Consider the following 16021-nt stretch of genomic DNA (forward strand, 5'->3'; position numbering starts at 1 on the left):
GTGCGTCCCCCGGGCGGGGGGCAGGGTCGACCTGACCCCGTCGGCTACGCCTGACCGAGGTCGAGGACGCTCCAACCGGCGGGCAGGATGGCGGCAGCCGGTTTCGGATCGGTCGTGGCCAGATGCGCCCGGCAGGCGATCGCCGTGCGGGCGGCATGGCCCAGGGCGACGTCACCGCCGGCAGCACGGGCCAGGACACCGACCTGCCGGGCGCTGTCGACGCCAGACTCAGTGGGGACCGAGGTAGCGGAAGCAGTCGCGGCGTGAAAATTCTCGTGTAACTCGGCGAGGGATCTTCGTCGTGCGAGCCAACTTACTGATACGGACCGAGGAACCTTTCGCCGTTGAAGTGGATCAGGTGCGTAGGATCATCGGCGCACCACGCTTCCGTCTCCCATGCGACCTCGTGAAGATACTTGCGCATCTCCCGGCGGTCCGGGAAACAGCTGACGTAGACGAGCCCCGGGGCGGCGCCGCCGAACAATGCGGCGAGTTCGGCCCGTCGGCGCGAGTTCACTGGGCCGTGTGATGATGCCGCCTCCATCAGCACCAACCAGTCCTTGTCAGGCAGGTACACCACGAGATCCGGCATGGGTCCATGCCGGTCCACCGTCACACCGAGTTCGGCGAGGCGTTCGGCCTCGAAGAGTGCCCATTTGGCATCGGCATCGCCGACGTAGAGCACTTCGCCGCCTGGCGTGAACTGAGGGCAGAACTCCTCCACCATCTGCTTGATCAGCACGTTCTGGCCGCCGGGCGACAGCGTGAAGGGAACCCCGCCGGGCATGGTGACCGGGATGCGGTTCACATCTCGTGCGGCTGCGTATCGATCCCTCAAGCCGGGCACGAGCGCCAGGTAGTTCCTCAGATGGGCATCGAAGGCGGGGGTACCGTATGCGTGGATGACGGCCAGCGCCTCGGATGTGACCTGGTAGTTCCACTTTGGGGAGTTCACGGGCCGGTCAGGTGCGTCGGGGTTCTGTACCACCAGCATCGCGTCGGCGAACTGGTGCAGTGTGAACCGCCGGATGGTCTCCCGCGTGTTCGGCGCGTAGTGGCGCCCGTACACGTCGCGCATCCAGTCCATGATCGCCCGGGTGCCCAGCATCGGGTTCGACGCCTCGGACCAGTGGTGTTCGGGCCTGAGGTGCAGGAGCGCGAGTAGCGTCAGCGCCGATCGCTCATTCGCGCGTTCACCGTCCATGCCGAACAGGCCGAGGAGATGTTGGGCCTGCTGAACCTTGTACGACGTGCGCGTGAATCTGCTCTGCCTGTCCTCGCTCACGCTGGTACGCCAGCCCCGCCGAGCGTGTCGAGAACGAACGCGTCGACATCGTCCTGTGCCGGCAGCCGCTCGGGCGCAAGCCCACCGAGGCGGCGGAGGGTCGCCGTGTCGGGGTATCGCATCGTGCGGAGGTCGGTCGCGTTGACCTGGGTGTGGCCGGAGAAGGTGCGGAAGTACCGATCCACCAGGGATGAGTTCAGCCACATCGAGAGTCCGTAGGCGGTGTCCCGGTCCAGTCCGGCCCCGCGTTCGTGGAAGACGTTCACGTGGTTCTCGAAGGCTACCGGTCCCGGCGCCGTCTCGGGCGACCAGACGGCCGCGACGATACGCCGCCGCTCCTCTTTTGCTGAGAACCGCTTGACGACGCAGTACCAGCCCTCGGGAAGCAGCAGGTTTTCGTCCTTGGACGCGACGGGCAGGAACCACTGCGGCTTACGGATCTCACGCGGCCACGTGACAAGCCCGTCCCGTACGTTGCCCGGGTAGATCAGCGGCAATCCCCGGTCGACCGGGCTTTCGTGCAGGCATTCCCGGGACCGGAAATCCACTACCTTTCCGGTCGAGACCGTGAGGCCGAGCGATGCCAGCGTGCCCGGCATTGCCAGCATTTTCTCCGCCACATCCATGTCCGCATCGTCCGTGGCGATGCGGATGAACTGCTGGAGGTCGTCGGGATGCACCACCTCGGAGTAAGGCGTACGTCGGAGGGAGCAGTCGTCCTCGTGACCGTTGCTGACCGATATCAGCACCTCGCCGCGAACACCGCCCCTGGTGCCTGTGAAGATCACGTTCTCTTGCAGTACGCCCGTGTCGGCGAACACGGTCGACCGGGACTCGAAGACATGTACCCGGTCCAGCGTGATCTGGTCGAGCAGGTAGGACCGGAACGCCCCGAAGTATGGGCCGTTGCAGAACGAGCGGGGTGTGATAGCGACGAGTTGCCCGCCAGGGTTCAGCGCCCCGGCCGCCAGCGCGAGGAACGCGGCGTAGAGGTTCGGAGCGTCCGTACCTGTCGTCCGGATGGCTGCGCGGGCAGCTGAGGACGCGGCGAGTTTCGCGTACGGGGGGTTCTGGATCACCACGTCGAAGCCGAACAACCGCGCGTCTGCCGTCATGCCGGTCGAGGCCGCGATGTAGTCCGATTCGACAATCTCGAACGAGATCTTGCCGGCCCCCTCGGCCTTGCACGCCTCCAGTGTCTCGGTCAGATGCGGTATCACGCTGGTGTCGCATTCGACCGCCACAAGGTGCACATCCAGATTCGGCGCCTCGTCGAGGACCCTTGAGACCAGAGCGGCAGACAGCATCCCGGAACCTGCCCCAGGGTCGAGCACGCGGAGCGTGCCGGTCCTCGGCAGGCGCGGCATGGACGCGACAAGCGCGGCCGCGCGGGCCGGTGTGAAGAACTGGCCGAGGGAGGTCTGGGTTGCCCGGTCGAGGTTCGACAGCGCCGCCAGGCGGTTCTGCTCCGCAAGGCCCAGGAGCTTGCTCTGCATGCCGGCCATCCTGCCCCAACCGGGACACGCAAGCCACGCAGCCCCGGCCCGCCGCCGAGAGCGGAGCCATGTGCGGACTCGACGGGCATCAGATGGACCGGCGTGGCCAGAGCGCCGGCTGCACGCAAACCGGTTTCACCAACCGCTGCTGCGCCATGCGGGTGCGACTGCTGCCGCCGGCTGATCGCTTTCCGGGCCCGGGTGGCAACTCCTCATCAGCCAGCACTAGCGCCGACAGGTTTGCTATGGAAACCTATTGGCATGACCGGACTCGGTGCCCGTCGGCGGCGATCCCCGCCGGCTGCTGTCCGACGTGCGCACCCTCGCCCACCGGGTGCGCGTCGACCAGCGGATGACCTGGGTCGCGCTGCTGGCCCTGGTCGCGGTGACATTCGCGGGAATCCCGTTCGACTGGTTCGGTATGACCGTGAACTGCCAACCCGACGGCAGCTGCCAGTTCGCGCGCCGAGGGTTGCTGTACTACTGGCTGCCGGCACTGCTGCTGGCGTACACGGTCATTGCGTTCCTTCCGTGGATATTCCGGCCTTCAGGCCGGAGAGGAAACGGAGCCTCTGCGGAGCAGGGCAGAACAAGACGATCCGCAGCCACGGCGGACCGGCGTCCACCCGCGTGGCACCGTGAGGCTCACCGGCCGGCTCGCTAGCTGTGTGCGGCTGGTCTACAACATGGCGCTCGCTGCCCGCACGCAGGCGTGGACGCTGCGTCAGGAACGGGTCACCTACGAGGCCACCTCGGCGATGCTGACCGGCTGGAAGAAGACCGACGGGTTGGCGTTCCTCAACGAGGTGCCCTCGGTGCCGTTGCAGCAGGCGTTGCGGCATTTGCAGGTCGCGTTCACCAACTTTTTCGCCAAACGCGCCAATTATCCGACGTTCAAGAGCAGGAAGAAGTCGCGTCGGTCGGCGGAGTACACCACCAGCGCGTTCCGCTACCGCGAGGGTCGACTGACGCTGGCGAAGATGACCGAGGCCCTGGACATCGTGTGGTCGCGGCCGTTGCCCGACGGTGCGACGCCGTCCACGGTGACCCTGTCGCAGGACGCCGCCGGGCGTTGGTTCGTGTCCCTGCTCTGCGACGACGTGATCGCGCAGACCCCGGCCACGGGTGCGGTCGGGATCGACGCCGGCCTGGACAGCCCGCTCACCCTCTCGGCCGGGGAGAAGATCACCAACCCGAGGCACGAACGCCGCGACCGGGCCGCGCTCGCCCGCGCCCAGCGGAACCTCGCACGGAAGGAGAAGGGCTCGAACAACCGGGGCCAAGGCCCGGCTCAAGGTCGCCCGGGTGCACGCGCGGATCACCGACCGTAGGCGTGACCACCTGCACAAGTTGACCACTCGGCTCGTTCGTGAGACCCGAACGATCGTGATCGAGGACCTGACCGTGCGTAACATGCTCGGCAACCACCGCCTGGCCCGCGCGATCAGCGACGCGGCCTGGCGACAGGTGCGCACCATGCTGGAGTACAAGGCCGACTGGTACGGCCGCACCCTGGTCGTCGTGGACCACTGGTTCCCGTCGTCCAAGCTGTGCTCCGCGTGTGGTGCGCTCGCGCAGCGGATGCCGCTGACCGTCCGGTCGTGGACCTGCCGATGCGGGCAGACCCACGACCGTGACGTCAACGCGGCCCGCACCATTCTCGCGGAGGGGCTCTCCGTGATTGCCTGTGGAGGCGGTGTAAGACCTCAACGAGAGTCCTCTCGGACGGGGCAGTCGTCGGCGAAGCAGGAAAACCCGAGGGCGACCACGGGAGTCCCCGTCCTTTAGGACGGGGAGGATGTCAACGCAGTCTGCTACGTGCGGACCGCGCGGGCGCGGGGCCTCGGTGCCCGGGTCCTGCCCTACGCGATCACCGGTGCCGCGACGACCGTCGTGTTCACCGCCGCCTGGCTGGCCGCCGCCCTCTACTTCCCGACCCACCCGGCGCCGATGCACCCGCTGCCGTACTGGTGGCTGGTGCTGGACCGGCTGATCGCACCGTGGGGCGTGATCGGCCTCGCGTTGCTGGTCCTGGCCCGGCTGGAACGCAACCTCGGGCTGCTGCTGTTCACCGCCGGCTACCTGGCGCTGGTGCTGCTGGTGCTGCCGACGAACTCAGGTTGGGGGCGGCCCCACTGGGGAATCCGGCTGCTGCTCGCGATGCCACAGCTCATCAGCGGCCTCGTGCTGCTGCTGGGCGCGGCCGGCTTCGCGGCCGCCCGTAGGCGGCACCGGTGACGGCCGTGGCCGACACACCGGACCCCGCTGCCGCGCACCCGGTCACCGGGCTGGACGACGTCGTGCACCAGCGGGTGCGACTGGGCATCCTCACCATCGCGCACGAGGCCCGCCGCGTCGAGTTCGGCTACCTGCGCACCCAACTCGACCTGACCGCCGGCAACCTCTCCAAGCACCTGAGCGTGCTTGAGGCGGCCGCCCTGATCGAGGTCGAGAAGGGCTACGAGGGGCGCCGCGGCCGCACCTGGATCACCCTCACCCCCGCCGGCGCCACCGCACTCGCTGAGGAGATCAAGCGACTGAAACAGCTCATCGCACGAGTCGAGATCCCCGACACCCCCGAGGACCGATGACAACCGTACCGACCCGCCGACACGTGCTCGCCGGCACCGGCCGCGCATCAGCCCACACCCGCCCCGCCTCGGCCCGCCCCGACGGCCGGGCCGTACCGGCTCGGCACCGTGTCGCTGCACCCGGTCGACACACTCCGCCCAGACCCCGTCGCCGGTCGTGGGAGAGACGGCCGCGATCCAGGTCGGCCCGTCGGGACCGAGCCGGCCTCGGGTCCGTCCGGACCGGGTCCCGAGGGCTGACCCTGCGATCAGCCGGCAGACTCGCCCGCCCGGCGTACCACCTCAGCGGCGGTGCGCACGACCGCCCGGTCCAGCAGCCGGCCGTGGGCGTCGGTGGCCACCCCGGAGCCGACGCGTTCAGCCTGTGCGAATGCCTGTAGTACGGCCCGGGCAGCCGCCAGTTCGTCGTCGGTAGGGGTGAACACCCCGTTGACGACCGCCAGTTGCCCGGGGTGGATGGCGGTTCGCGCCCGGAAGCCCTGCCGCAGCAGGGCCCGGGTGGTCTGCTCCAGCCGGTCGGCGTCACGCAGCGTCGTCTCGACGGGACCCACCGGAGGGAGGATCCCGGCGGCGGCCGAGGCGACGACGACCTGGGAGCGGATCGGCCCGAACTCGGCCCGGTCCGCTCCCGGCTGCAGCCCGAGCTCACCGGCCAGGTCCGCCTCGCCGATACCGAGGCGGAGCACCCGCGGCGCGGCGGCGACCTGCGCGGCCGCCAGTACCCCTCGGGCCGTCTCGATCAGCGCCACCACCTGGAAGGACGGTGCTCCCGGTCCGAGCCGCCGCTCCGCCCGGGTGAGCGCCGCGTCGACCGCCCCGAGCAGCTCCGGCTCGGCCTTGGGCACCCAGACCCCCGCTGCGGCAGGGGAGAGCACCCCGATGTCCGCCTCGACCTGGTCGCTGTTGATCCTGACCCATAGTTCCGGCCCGGTCGACGGGGCGGCGGCCAGGAACGCGCCGACCGTCTCACGGGCCTGCTCCTTACGGGCCGCGACCACCGCGTCCTCCAAGTCGAGCACGAGTGCGTCCGCACCCCGCCCGAGGGCCTTGTCCAGCAGGTCCGCCCGGTCGCCCGGCACGTACAGATAGCTGCGCGCCACGCTTTACCCCTTTACCGCTGCGGCCGGGCGAGGTACCGGCCGTGCGGCTCACCGGCGAGCTTGCCGTCGACGAGGACGTGTTCGCCGCGCACGAAGGTGTCGGTCACCTTGGCGGTCAGCTCGAAACCTTCGAACGGCGTGTACTCCTGGGTCGACTCGGAGTCCTCCGCGTGCACCGTCCAGGTCACGTCCGGGTCCACCAGGCACAGGTCCGCGTCGTACCCCTCGACGATCGCGCCCTTGCGGTGCAGGCCGAACCGGCGGGCAGGGTTCCACGAGGTCAGCTCGGCCACCCGCTGGTAGGACAGACCGCGCCGGCTGCCCTCGGTGACCAGCCCGGGCAGCAGGTACTCGGCGCCGCCGAAACCGGACTTGGCCACGAAGATGTCGTTGCGTGGCTCACCGAACTTCACCTCGTCCCGGCAGCACGCGTGGTCGCTCACCACCCAGTCGATTTTGCCGTCCAGCAGGTACTCCCACAGCGCCTCGACGTCCTCGCGGGGGCGCAGCGGCGGGTTGACCTTGCCGCCGAGCCCGTACGCGGTGTCGATGTCGGCCAGCAGGTGCCCGATGGTCACCTCCCGCCGGAAGTCGATGTGCGGGAACGCCTGCGCCATCCGCAGCGCCGCGTCGACGGCCTTGTACGAGGACAGGTGCAGCAGATTGATCTTCGGCAGCCCGGTCTCGTGCGCCAGGTACGACGCGATGGACACGGCGAGACCCTCGGAGTGCGGCGGCCGGGAGGCGTGGTAAGCCTCCAGCCCGCGCAGCGTGCCCTCCTGCTCGACCTGCCGGGTGTACGCGCTCATGATCTCGGCGGTCTCGCAGTGCAGCGACAGCGAGATGTCCTCGGCCAGCTCCGGGAAACGCTCCCGGGCCGCCTGGATCCCGCGCATCACGAACTCGAAGTGGGCGTAGTCGTACCGCTCGCCCTCCGGGATCATCAGGAACGAGTTCTGGTCGGCCGAGCGGCCGTGCAGGCCGTGACTGCCGTAGAACATGAAGATCTTGAACGAGGTGACCCCGTGCTTCCGCACCAGCTCCGGGATCTCGTCGATGTGCCCGCGCATCATCGGAGCCAGGTGGAAGGCGTAGTCGATGTACGAGCGGCCCTCGGTAGCGGCCAGGACCTCGGGGAAGAACTCCTCGTACCGGCCACCCCGGTTGAGGTAGTACTGCCCGGTGCGCATGTAGTTCAGCGCGGTGGTGACGCCGCCCTGCGCCGAGGCGCGGCTCTCCGAGACGGCGTCCTCGCTCAGCGGGTTGTAGATCCCCCAGTGCTGGTGGGCGTCCACCACCCCGGGAAAAGCGAGCCGGCCACCGCCGTCGACGACCCGGGCGGCCGTGCCCGGCTCGATCCGGGGGGCGATCCGGGCGATCCGGCCGTCCGTGACACCGACGTCCAGCATTTCGGGTTCGGGCCGGTCGTGCCGGACGACACGGACGTTCGTCAGCAGCAGGTCGTACGTGGGCATGGCGGTGCTCCTCATGGTCGCTTCAGCTGTTCTGCGCCACCGACGCCGGGTCGGTGGTTCCCTCACGTGCGATCAGGTCGGTCAACCGGCGGACGTCGGGGGCCCGGTCCATCCGCCGGACCTCCTCCTCGATGCGCGCGGCAGTCTCGGCCGACAACCCGGCGGCGGCGTTGCTGCGGAACTTCACCGCCAGCTCGGCCTCGCTGAGCGGCCGCTGCGGGCCGCCCCGGTTGGCCAGGACCTCGCTGGTCCACTCCCGGCCGTCGCCGGTGACCACCCGCAGCACCGCCGGGAACTGGTTCGGGAAGATGGCGTCGCACCGCTCGTCGGCCACCACCTCGACCCGCGCCATCAACGCCCGGCGTGCCGGGTCACGGGCGAGGTCGTCGGTGAAGTCAGCGAGCCCGACACCGAGCCCACCGCCCCCGCACAACCCGGCGGCCACCGCGTACGGGCCGCTGAACTGCGCCTCGTAGCCGGTCTGCGGGGTGCGCTTGCGCTCGATGGGTTGCCCGATGGTGCGGATCACCGGCGCCGGCACCCCGAGGGTGATCGACTCGATCCGGTCGACCGGCAGCCCCTGCTCGCGTAGCGCCATCGCCGCGTCGATCGCGGCGTGGGTGAAGTGGTTGGCCGGGTACGGCTTGAAGAAGATGCCGGGCACCGTCCACTCGGTGCCCAGGCCCCGGACGATCTCGTCGGCGTCGAACTCGCCGCGCAGGAACGCCTGGAAGAAACCGAACCGACCCTCCAGCACGGTCGGCGGGCCGGTCACCCCGTGCCGGGCCAGCAGTGCCGCGCTGACCGCCGAATGCGCCGCCCAGCCGCAGTGGATCCGCTTGACCGTGCCGCCGTTGCGGTTGGACTCGATCAACCCGGCGGCCATCGAGGCAGCCACCCCGAGGGCGTCCAGAGTGCCGCCAGCGTCCAGCCCCAGCAGCCGCGCGGCGGCCACCGCACCGCCGAGCGTGCCGCAGATCGACGTGGCGTGCTGGCCGTGCTCGAAGAAGACCGAGTTGCCGGCCACCGGGTCGTAGCCGGCCATGCCGAGGCGTACGCACACCTCCAGGCCGACGGCGATGGCGGCCACCGTCTCCCGACCGGACGCGCCGGCCAGTTCGGCGGCGGCGAGCGCGGCCGGCACCACCGACGCGCTGGGGTGCAGCACGGACGGCAGGTGTGTGTCGTCGTAGTCGAGGGAGTGCGCCAGCACACCGTTGGCGAACGCGGCCAGGGCGGCGGGCACCTGCTCGGCCAGGCCGACCACCGTCGCCTGCCCCCGGCCACCCTGCTCGGTCACGTACGCCAGGGCCGCCTGACTGGTCGGCAGGGGCAGCGCCGCCACGCAGAGGCCGATGATGTCCAGCACCCGGGCCTGGACGCTGGCCACCACCTCGTCGGGAAGCGTGTCGGCCGGGGTGTCGGCGGCGAAGGCGGCCAGCCGCTGGCCCAGCGTCGGCTCAGTCACGGCTGACCACCGCCAGCGGACGCACCGGCGAACCGGTGGCACCGAACAGCGGCAGCGGCACCATGAGGAAGGTGAACTCGTACACCCGGTCGCGGGCGACCTCCTCCAGGGCCAGCGTCTCGATGAGGTAGATGCCGTGGTCCACCAGGAGGATCCGGTGCGCCGGCAGGACGCTGTGCCCCTTGCCCGGCGGCAGGCACTCGAACGCGATGGTGTCCGCCCCGGCGGCGTGTACCCGGCGTTCGGCCAGCCAGGTGGCGCCGTCCGCGCCGATTCCCGGTACCCCGGAGTCCTTGCCGACGTACCGGGTACGGTCCTCGTCGTCGAACAGCCGGCCCCAGCCGCTGCGGATGAGCACGACGTTACCCGGGCCCACCGGCGTCTGCTGCCGGCACACCGTGGCGTCGAGATCCGCAGGGGTGATCTCGTAGCCCGGCGGGCAGCTCTCCTCGCCGAGTGCGGCCGGGACGTCCAGCAGCACACCCCGCCGGATCATGGGTGCCACCGTGTGCACACCCAGTTCCTCGAACCGTCCGCCGACCTGCGCGGCGGCGGCGTCCACCCCGCCGTGCAGCCGGCCGTTGTGGGACACGTGCGCGAGGGCGTCGACGTGCGTGCCGACGTGGGTGCCCATCACCAGCAGGTCGTTGGCGGCGGAGCCCCCGTCGGCGCGCACCATGTCGCCGTGCCGGCGCGGCAGGGTGAGCCCGAACGGCGGGTGGTTCGGTGACTGCGGCATGCCGACGGTCAACGGCCGGCCCAGGTCGTAGATCGTGACGCCGGCCTGCACGGCGTCGAGCAGGCGGTCGGTGGTTCTGGCAGTGGTGGCCACGGGGTTCCTCGCGTTTCGGGCTGTCGTCGCGGCGTCGTCAGGCGACGACGCCGCGGGCTTTCAGGTCGGCGATCTCGGCCGGATCGCAGCCGAGCTCGTCGATGAGCAGGGAGTCGGTGTCGGCGCCGGGGTCACGGCCGGTGAACCGGATCCGGCCCGGGGTCTCCGACATCCGCCACATCACGTTGTGCATCCGCATCGGACCGAAGTCGGGGTCGTTCACCACGGTGATCATTTCGGTGGCCCGGACGTGCGGGTCCTCGACGATGTCCTGTGCGCTGTAGATCGGGGCGACGGCGGCACCGACCTCGGCGAACGCGGCGGTCACCTCGTCCCGGGTGCGCTCACCGATCCAGCCCCCGACGTAGGCGTCGAGTTCGTCGGCGTGCGCCACCCGCCCGGCACCGGTACGGAACCACGGCTCGTCGATCACCTCCGGGTGGCCCACCAGCCGCAGGAGCCGCTCGGCGATCGCCTGGGCGCTGGTGGAGACGGCCACCCACGTACCGTCCTTCGTCCGGTACGTGTTGCGGGGCGCGTTGTTGGTGGAGCGGTTGCCCTGCCGCTGCTCGACCACGCCGAGCTGGTCGTAGACGGTGGGACCGGGGCCGACGGCGGTCATGATCGGTTCCAGCAGGCTCATGTCGACCACCTGGCCCCGGCCACCGGAGCGCTCCCGGTGCCACAACGCCATCATCACCGCCGACGAGGCGGCGATGCCGCAGATGCTGTCGGCCAGTCCGAACGCCGGCAGCGTCGGCGGCCCGTCGGCGGTACCGGTGAGGTGGGCGAACCCGCTCATCGCCTCGGCCAGGGTGCCGAACCCGGCGCGGGAGGCGTACGGGCCGGTCTGACCGAACCCGGTGATACGGGCGATCACCAGACCCGGGTTGACCCGGTGCAGGTCCTCGGGGCCGACACCCCAGCGCTCCAGCGTGCCCGGCCGGAAGTTTTCCACCAACACGTCGGCCCGGGCGGCCAACCGCAGTAGCAGCGCCGCTCCCTGCGGCGCGGAGAGGTTCAGCCCGATCAGCCGCTTGTTGCGGGAGATCTCCTTCCACCACAGGGGATGGCCGTCCTTGGCCTTGCCGTGCCCCCGCATGCTGTCACCCATCGTCGGGTGCTCGATCTTGATCACGTCGGCGCCGAAGTCACCGAGGATCTGACAGCACAGCGGCCCGGCGAGGATCGTCGAGACGTCCAGCACCCGCAGGCCCGTCAGGGGTCCGTCACTCACCTGTTCCACCTCCCCAGCCTTGTTGTTGACCCTGCTGACCGGCGGCGATGCGCTGCGCCGGCAGCCGGAAACCGAGTTCGGCGGAGATCTCCGCCGCCGCCGCCGCGACCAGGGCACCGTGCGCCGCGCACACCTGCGGGGTGAACCGGTCCTGCGGCCCGCACAGCGAGATCGAGCCGAACACCTGACCGGTCGAGTAGCGCACCGCCGCCGCGACGCTGCCCGCGCCGTTCTGCCGCTCGCCCATGCTCACCGCGTACCCCTGCCGCCGGATCCGGGCCAGCTCCGCGCGTAGCTTCGCCGCGGAGGTGATGGTGGACGGGGTGACCGCCTCCAGCGGTTGGTTGTCCAGGTAGTCCTCGACCTCCGCGTCGGGCAGCGCCGCGAGGATGGCCTTCGACGACGACCCGGAGTGCAGGGGGTGGCTGGTGCCCAGGGACACCGACATCCGTACCTCGTGCGGCGAGAGCACCTGGTCGATGTAGACCCGGTACCAGCCCTGCCGCACCGACAACGTCGCCGTCTCACCGCTGCTGCGCACCAACCGGACGAGGTACCGCCGGGCGGTGTCCGGCACGTCGAGGGCACGCAGCGCGGCCAGCCCCACGGCCAGCGCACCCGAGCCGAGCCGGTACCGCTTGGTCTCCTCGTTGAAGCTGAGGAACTCGTCGGCCACCAGCTCCTTGAGGATCCGGTGCGCGACCGCCTTCGGCAGCCCGAGCTCCCGTGCGATCGTCGACACGCCGAGGGTCTCCGGGGCCCGTTCGGCGATGATGTTGATGACGTCGAGGGCACGCCCGAGACCGGACCGGGTCCGGCTGGCGTCGCTGTCGAGCGCGGTTGTCGTGATCAAGTCCGTTCCTCCACTGTCTACGTACGCGGGGCGGGAACCGCCGAGGCGTCAGGTGGGTGCGACAGGTGTACCGGCCGGCAGGCCCTCGACCTGCCGGGGCCGCTCCACCACGATGACCAGCGCCACCGAGGCGAGCACGACCAGACCGGCGAGCGCCTGCCGGCCGGTCAGCCTCTCGTCCAGCACCATCATGCCGAGCAGGACCGCCACCACCGGGTTGACGTAGGCGTAGGTCGAGGCGAGCTGCAGCGGCGCGTTGCGCAGCAACCAGGTGTAGACGCTGAAACCGACGACGGTGCAGACCAGCATCAGGTAGGTCCACGCCAGCCAGGAGCGGCCGGTCACCTCCGCCGGGTGGAACCGGCCCAGCTCGCCACTGACCACGCTCGCCACTGCCACCGCGAGCCCGCCGACGAGCATCTGCCAGCCGGTACCCACCAGATGGTCGGCGGGCATGCTCAGCCGCTGCGCCAGTGTCGAGCCCAGCGCCCACACCATCGTGGAGAGCACCACCAGCAGCATCCCGCCGAGGTGCCACCGCCCGGCCGGCGCGGCGAACAGCAGCACCAGCCCCAGCACCCCGCCCAGGACGCCCAGCGCCGCCCGTGACGACGGCCGTGGCCCGGCGACCAGCCGGATCACCAGCACCCACAGCGGCATCCCCGCCACCAGCAGCGAGGTCAACGCCGTCGGGACGTACTGCTGCCCCAGGGTCAGCAGCGCGCTGCCCGCCCCGACCATCAGCAGCCCACTGGCGCCCACCCCGCGCCACTCGCGCCGTGGCAGCAGCAACCCGACCGGTCCCCGCCGCAGCAGTGCCACCGCGAACAGCAGCAGCGCCGCGGCGAGAAACCGGGCCGAGGTGCACAGCATCGGCGGCAGGCTCTCCAGGGCCACCCGGTTGCCCAGGTACGTCGAGCCCCACAGCAGGTAGACCGCGCCGAGCCCGACGGCCAGCGCCACCGGACCGGCCGGTCGTGGCGCAGCCACGTCCGGCATCGGCCCGGTGGCACGGGACAGGTCAGCGGTGTCCATCGACCTGGATCGTCACCGGCGTGTTGCCCCGCAGGGCGTTCGAGTACGGGCACATCTGGTCGGCCACCGCCACCGCCCGTTCCAGGTCCGCCTGCGGGCACTGCGGCGCGGACACCTCCAGCAGCACCGCGATCGCGTACCGCCCCGCCTCGGTCTGCCCGAGCGAGACCGAAGCGGTGACGGCGGTCGGCCCCGGCCGTACGTCGACCTGCCGGGCGGCGATGGCCAGTGCACTGTCGAAGCAGGCCGCGTAGCCGGCGGCGAAGAGTTCCTCGGGGTCGGTACCCGTCGCGTCGGGGCCCCGCTGCGCCGGGCGGGTGAGTTCCACCCGCAGGGATCCGGTCAGGGAGCGGGCGGTCCCGCCCCGCCCGCCCGACACCTGCACGACGGCGGTGTAGACGACGTTCGTCGGGACCGCCGTGGCCACCTCGACCGATGTACCGGGGCTCATGCCGACGCCTCCTGCCCGAGGTCGGCGTGCACCTGCGCGGCGACCGCGTCGGCGAAGGCCTCCGGCTGCTCGTCGGCGACGAAGTCCGTCCCACCGGGGATGGTGACCAGCGGCGCGTGCGGCAACGCGGCCCGCACCTGCGGTGTCATCCGGTCCAGTAGGTCGTCGCCGCCGTGCAGCAGCATGATGGGCAGCGCGTCCAGGGCGGCCGTGTCGACGTGGTGGTCGAAGACCGCCCGGTACGCCGTCGCGTAGTCCGGCCCGGTCAGGAGGTACTCGGTGACCTGCCGGTTCGCCTCCTCCGGGGTCAGTGCCGGATAGAGGCCGTACACCCGGTCCCAGATCACCCGCAGGTGTCCACCGTCGCGTGTCGGCAGGTAGCCCGGCGCGTACGACCGTTTCTTCTCCGCCCGCTCCTGCTCGTCGTAGAGGGGGATGCCCTGCAGGATGAGCCGGTGCACCCGCTGCGGCGCCCGCAGCAGGGCCTCGGCCCCGATGACTGCGCCGGTGTGCTGCCCGAGCAGATGGAGCCGGGTCAGGCCGAGGGCGTCGGCGACCTGCCACACCGCGTCGGCGTACTCCGGGATGGACCAGGGCCGGGGCGGCGGGTCGGACATTCCGAACCCGGGCGTGTCCGGGGCGACGACCCGCAGGCCCCGCCGTGCCAGGGGCTCGATCACCGCGTCGTACGTCGCCGACGACAGCGGCGACTGGTGCAGGATCAGCAGCACCGGAGCGTCGGGGTCACCACCGTGGCGGTAGTGCACCTGACCCCAGGGCAGGTCCACGTACCCCCGGCGGGCCGTCCCACGCGCGCGGCTCACTCGGCCACCGCCAGGGCCGCCATGATCTCGATGACGTGCTTGATGCCGGCCTTGTAGTCGGCCAGCCGGATGTGTTCGTTCGGGCCGTCCACCCCGGAGTCGGCCCGGGACACCCCGACCCCGACGATCGGACGGTCGGCGATCACCCCCTGGTTGCCGATCCACTGGGTGTACGGCTCGATCACCGGTTCGGTCCCGTACACCCGGCGGGCCGCGTCGGCGACCAGCGCGACGAACGGGTCCCGGTGGTCGGTGAGGTTCGGCCGGCTGGTCGCCATCACCTCGATGCGCAGGTCATCGAAGCCGGTCGCGGCCAGGTGGTCGCGGACGCAGCCGAGCACCCGCTCCGGATCCTGACCGGGGACCAGGCGGATCTCCAGCTTCGCCGAGGCGGTCGACGGGATGCCCAGGGTCACGTCGTCGCGCATGTCACCGCCGGCGAACCCGGCGACGGTCAGCGTCGGCACGGTACGGATCGCCACCGCCGCCTGCCGGTCGTCGAGACCGCCGGTGAACCGGTCGACCTGTGCCCGCTTGCGCAGGAAGTCCCCGTCGAAGGCCACCTGGTCGAGCAGCTGCCGCTCCGCCTCGGTCGGCGGGCGGGCGTCGTCGGCGAACCCGGGGATCGTCACGGTCCCGTCGGGGCGTTGCAGCTGGGCCAGGGCCGCGGCGAGCCTGGCCGTGGCGGCCGGCAGCAGGGCGGTGTTCTGGCTGGTCAGGTCGCGGGGCAGGGTCTGCGCGGTCAGCCGCAGGTAGAGCACGCCCTTCTCGGCGAGCTTGAGCAGCAGCCGGTCGTCGCCGTCCAGCCACGAGTTCTCCCACAGCGCCGCGTCGCTGGCCAGCCGGTCGGCGTGCGCCTCGACGAACGAGCCGAGGCCGGGGCTGTGCAGCCACTTCTTGCCTTCGAAGATGATCCGGCTGGTCACCGGCGGGGTCAGCCCGGCCAGCCGCCAGGCGGCGACGGCATGGATCCGGGACATGATGACGCCCTTGTCGTCGGCCACGCCCCGGGCGTACAGCCGCCCGTCGTGGATCTCCGCCGCGTACGGCGGACTGATCCAGTCGGCGTCGTCCCCGGCGGGCTCGACCTCCACGTCGTAGTGGGTGAAGTGCAGCAACGCCCGGTCGCCCTCCCCGGCGACCTCGGCCAGCACGTACGGGTAGGACTGCTCCCAGGGGATGACCTCGGCGGTGCCGCCCCAGCGGCGTACCGATCCGGCGATGAACTCGGCCGTGGCTTCCATCTGCTCCGGCTCCTGCCGGCGGCTGCGGATGCGGCACAGCTGCTGCAGTTCCTCGACGAACTCGTCGAAGTGCGCGTCGACCGCGGCGAGCGCGGCTGCGGTGTCCGGGTGGTGTGACATCAGGTTTCCT

General features: G+C 70.9%; 17 protein-coding genes. 5 read left to right on the forward strand and 12 right to left on the reverse strand.

The genetic code is table 11. From position 1 onward, the window contains the following. Positions 1-313 precede the first annotated feature (313 nt). Together GSF22_RS06535 and GSF22_RS06540 are read right to left on the reverse strand one after the other, a co-directional pair. Positions 314-1285, reverse strand: a complete 972-nt coding sequence (locus tag GSF22_RS06535) for a BsuBI/PstI family type II restriction endonuclease (RefSeq protein WP_307803784.1) — start codon at positions 1283-1285, stop codon at positions 314-316. Further along, entirely contained in the window at positions 1282-2781 is a 1500-nt protein-coding gene (locus GSF22_RS06540; protein WP_208811856.1) for an Eco57I restriction-modification methylase domain-containing protein, read from the reverse strand. The genes GSF22_RS06535 and GSF22_RS06540 overlap by 4 nt, the downstream gene beginning before the upstream one ends. A 274-nt stretch (positions 2782-3055) precedes the next feature. Between GSF22_RS06540 and GSF22_RS06545 the strand changes: the two genes are divergently transcribed. From GSF22_RS06545 to GSF22_RS06565, 5 genes are read left to right on the forward strand one after another with little or no spacing between them, the layout of a single operon-like run. Next, positions 3056-3445, forward strand: coding sequence for a hypothetical protein (locus GSF22_RS06545; RefSeq protein WP_208811858.1), 390 nt, complete (start codon positions 3056-3058; stop codon positions 3443-3445). A 4-nt stretch (positions 3446-3449) separates the two neighbouring features. After that, complete coding sequence (locus GSF22_RS35335; protein ID WP_208811860.1) at positions 3450-4112, forward strand: RNA-guided endonuclease InsQ/TnpB family protein; 663 nt, start codon at positions 3450-3452, stop codon at positions 4110-4112. Then, positions 4087-4569, forward strand: a complete 483-nt coding sequence (locus GSF22_RS35340) for an RNA-guided endonuclease TnpB family protein (protein ID WP_208811862.1) — start codon at positions 4087-4089, stop codon at positions 4567-4569. Before GSF22_RS35335 ends, GSF22_RS35340 begins: the two co-directional genes overlap by 26 nt. Before the next feature lie 30 nt (positions 4570-4599). Then, on the forward strand, positions 4600-5019 hold the full coding sequence (locus GSF22_RS06560) for a hypothetical protein (RefSeq protein ID WP_244366449.1): 420 nt from the start codon (positions 4600-4602) through the stop codon (positions 5017-5019). Then, entirely contained in the window at positions 5016-5372 is a 357-nt protein-coding gene (locus GSF22_RS06565; protein WP_208811864.1) for a transcriptional regulator, read from the forward strand. Before GSF22_RS06560 ends, GSF22_RS06565 begins: the two co-directional genes overlap by 4 nt. 248 nt (positions 5373-5620) lie before the next feature. Here the strand turns inward: GSF22_RS06565 and GSF22_RS06570 are convergent, their stop codons facing one another. Genes GSF22_RS06570 through GSF22_RS06615 form a run of 10 tightly spaced genes read right to left on the reverse strand, consistent with a single transcriptional unit; the run spans position 5621 to position 16011 of the window. Then, complete coding sequence (locus tag GSF22_RS06570) at positions 5621-6472, reverse strand: HpcH/HpaI aldolase/citrate lyase family protein (protein WP_208811866.1); 852 nt, start codon at positions 6470-6472, stop codon at positions 5621-5623. Between the two features lie 11 nt (positions 6473-6483). After that, a complete protein-coding gene (locus tag GSF22_RS06575) occupies positions 6484-7947 on the reverse strand; it encodes a dihydroorotase (RefSeq protein WP_208811868.1) in 1464 nt (487 codons plus the stop codon). A 22-nt stretch (positions 7948-7969) separates the two neighbouring features. Continuing rightward, on the reverse strand, positions 7970-9415 hold the full coding sequence (locus GSF22_RS06580; RefSeq protein WP_208811870.1) for an MmgE/PrpD family protein: 1446 nt from the start codon (positions 9413-9415) through the stop codon (positions 7970-7972). Continuing rightward, a complete protein-coding gene (locus GSF22_RS06585) occupies positions 9408-10247 on the reverse strand; it encodes a cyclase family protein (RefSeq protein WP_208811872.1) in 840 nt (279 codons plus the stop codon). The genes GSF22_RS06580 and GSF22_RS06585 overlap by 8 nt, the downstream gene beginning before the upstream one ends. A gap of 37 nt (positions 10248-10284) precedes the next feature. Further along, positions 10285-11484, reverse strand: coding sequence for a CaiB/BaiF CoA transferase family protein (locus GSF22_RS06590; RefSeq protein WP_208811874.1), 1200 nt, complete (start codon positions 11482-11484; stop codon positions 10285-10287). Next, positions 11477-12337 carry an IclR family transcriptional regulator gene (locus tag GSF22_RS06595; protein ID WP_208811876.1) on the reverse strand — a complete coding sequence of 287 codons (861 nt, stop codon included), beginning with the start codon at positions 12335-12337 and terminating at the stop codon, positions 11477-11479. The genes GSF22_RS06590 and GSF22_RS06595 overlap by 8 nt, the downstream gene beginning before the upstream one ends. A 48-nt stretch (positions 12338-12385) precedes the next feature. Next, positions 12386-13372 (reverse strand): EamA family transporter, encoded by a 987-nt coding sequence (locus tag GSF22_RS06600; RefSeq protein WP_208811878.1) that lies wholly within the window; start codon positions 13370-13372, stop codon positions 12386-12388. Next, complete coding sequence (locus GSF22_RS06605) at positions 13359-13823, reverse strand: Ohr family peroxiredoxin (RefSeq protein WP_208811880.1); 465 nt, start codon at positions 13821-13823, stop codon at positions 13359-13361. Before GSF22_RS06605 ends, GSF22_RS06600 begins: the two co-directional genes overlap by 14 nt. Next, entirely contained in the window at positions 13820-14647 is an 828-nt protein-coding gene (locus tag GSF22_RS06610) for an alpha/beta fold hydrolase (RefSeq protein ID WP_208811882.1), read from the reverse strand. The genes GSF22_RS06605 and GSF22_RS06610 overlap by 4 nt, the downstream gene beginning before the upstream one ends. Then, positions 14644-16011 carry a M20/M25/M40 family metallo-hydrolase gene (locus GSF22_RS06615; protein WP_208811884.1) on the reverse strand — a complete coding sequence of 456 codons (1368 nt, stop codon included), beginning with the start codon at positions 16009-16011 and terminating at the stop codon, positions 14644-14646. Before GSF22_RS06615 ends, GSF22_RS06610 begins: the two co-directional genes overlap by 4 nt. Positions 16012-16021: the final 10 nt, after the last annotated feature.

This window comes from Micromonospora echinofusca, assembly GCF_017614955.1.
Lineage (GTDB): Bacteria > Actinomycetota > Actinomycetes > Mycobacteriales > Micromonosporaceae > Micromonospora > Micromonospora echinofusca_A.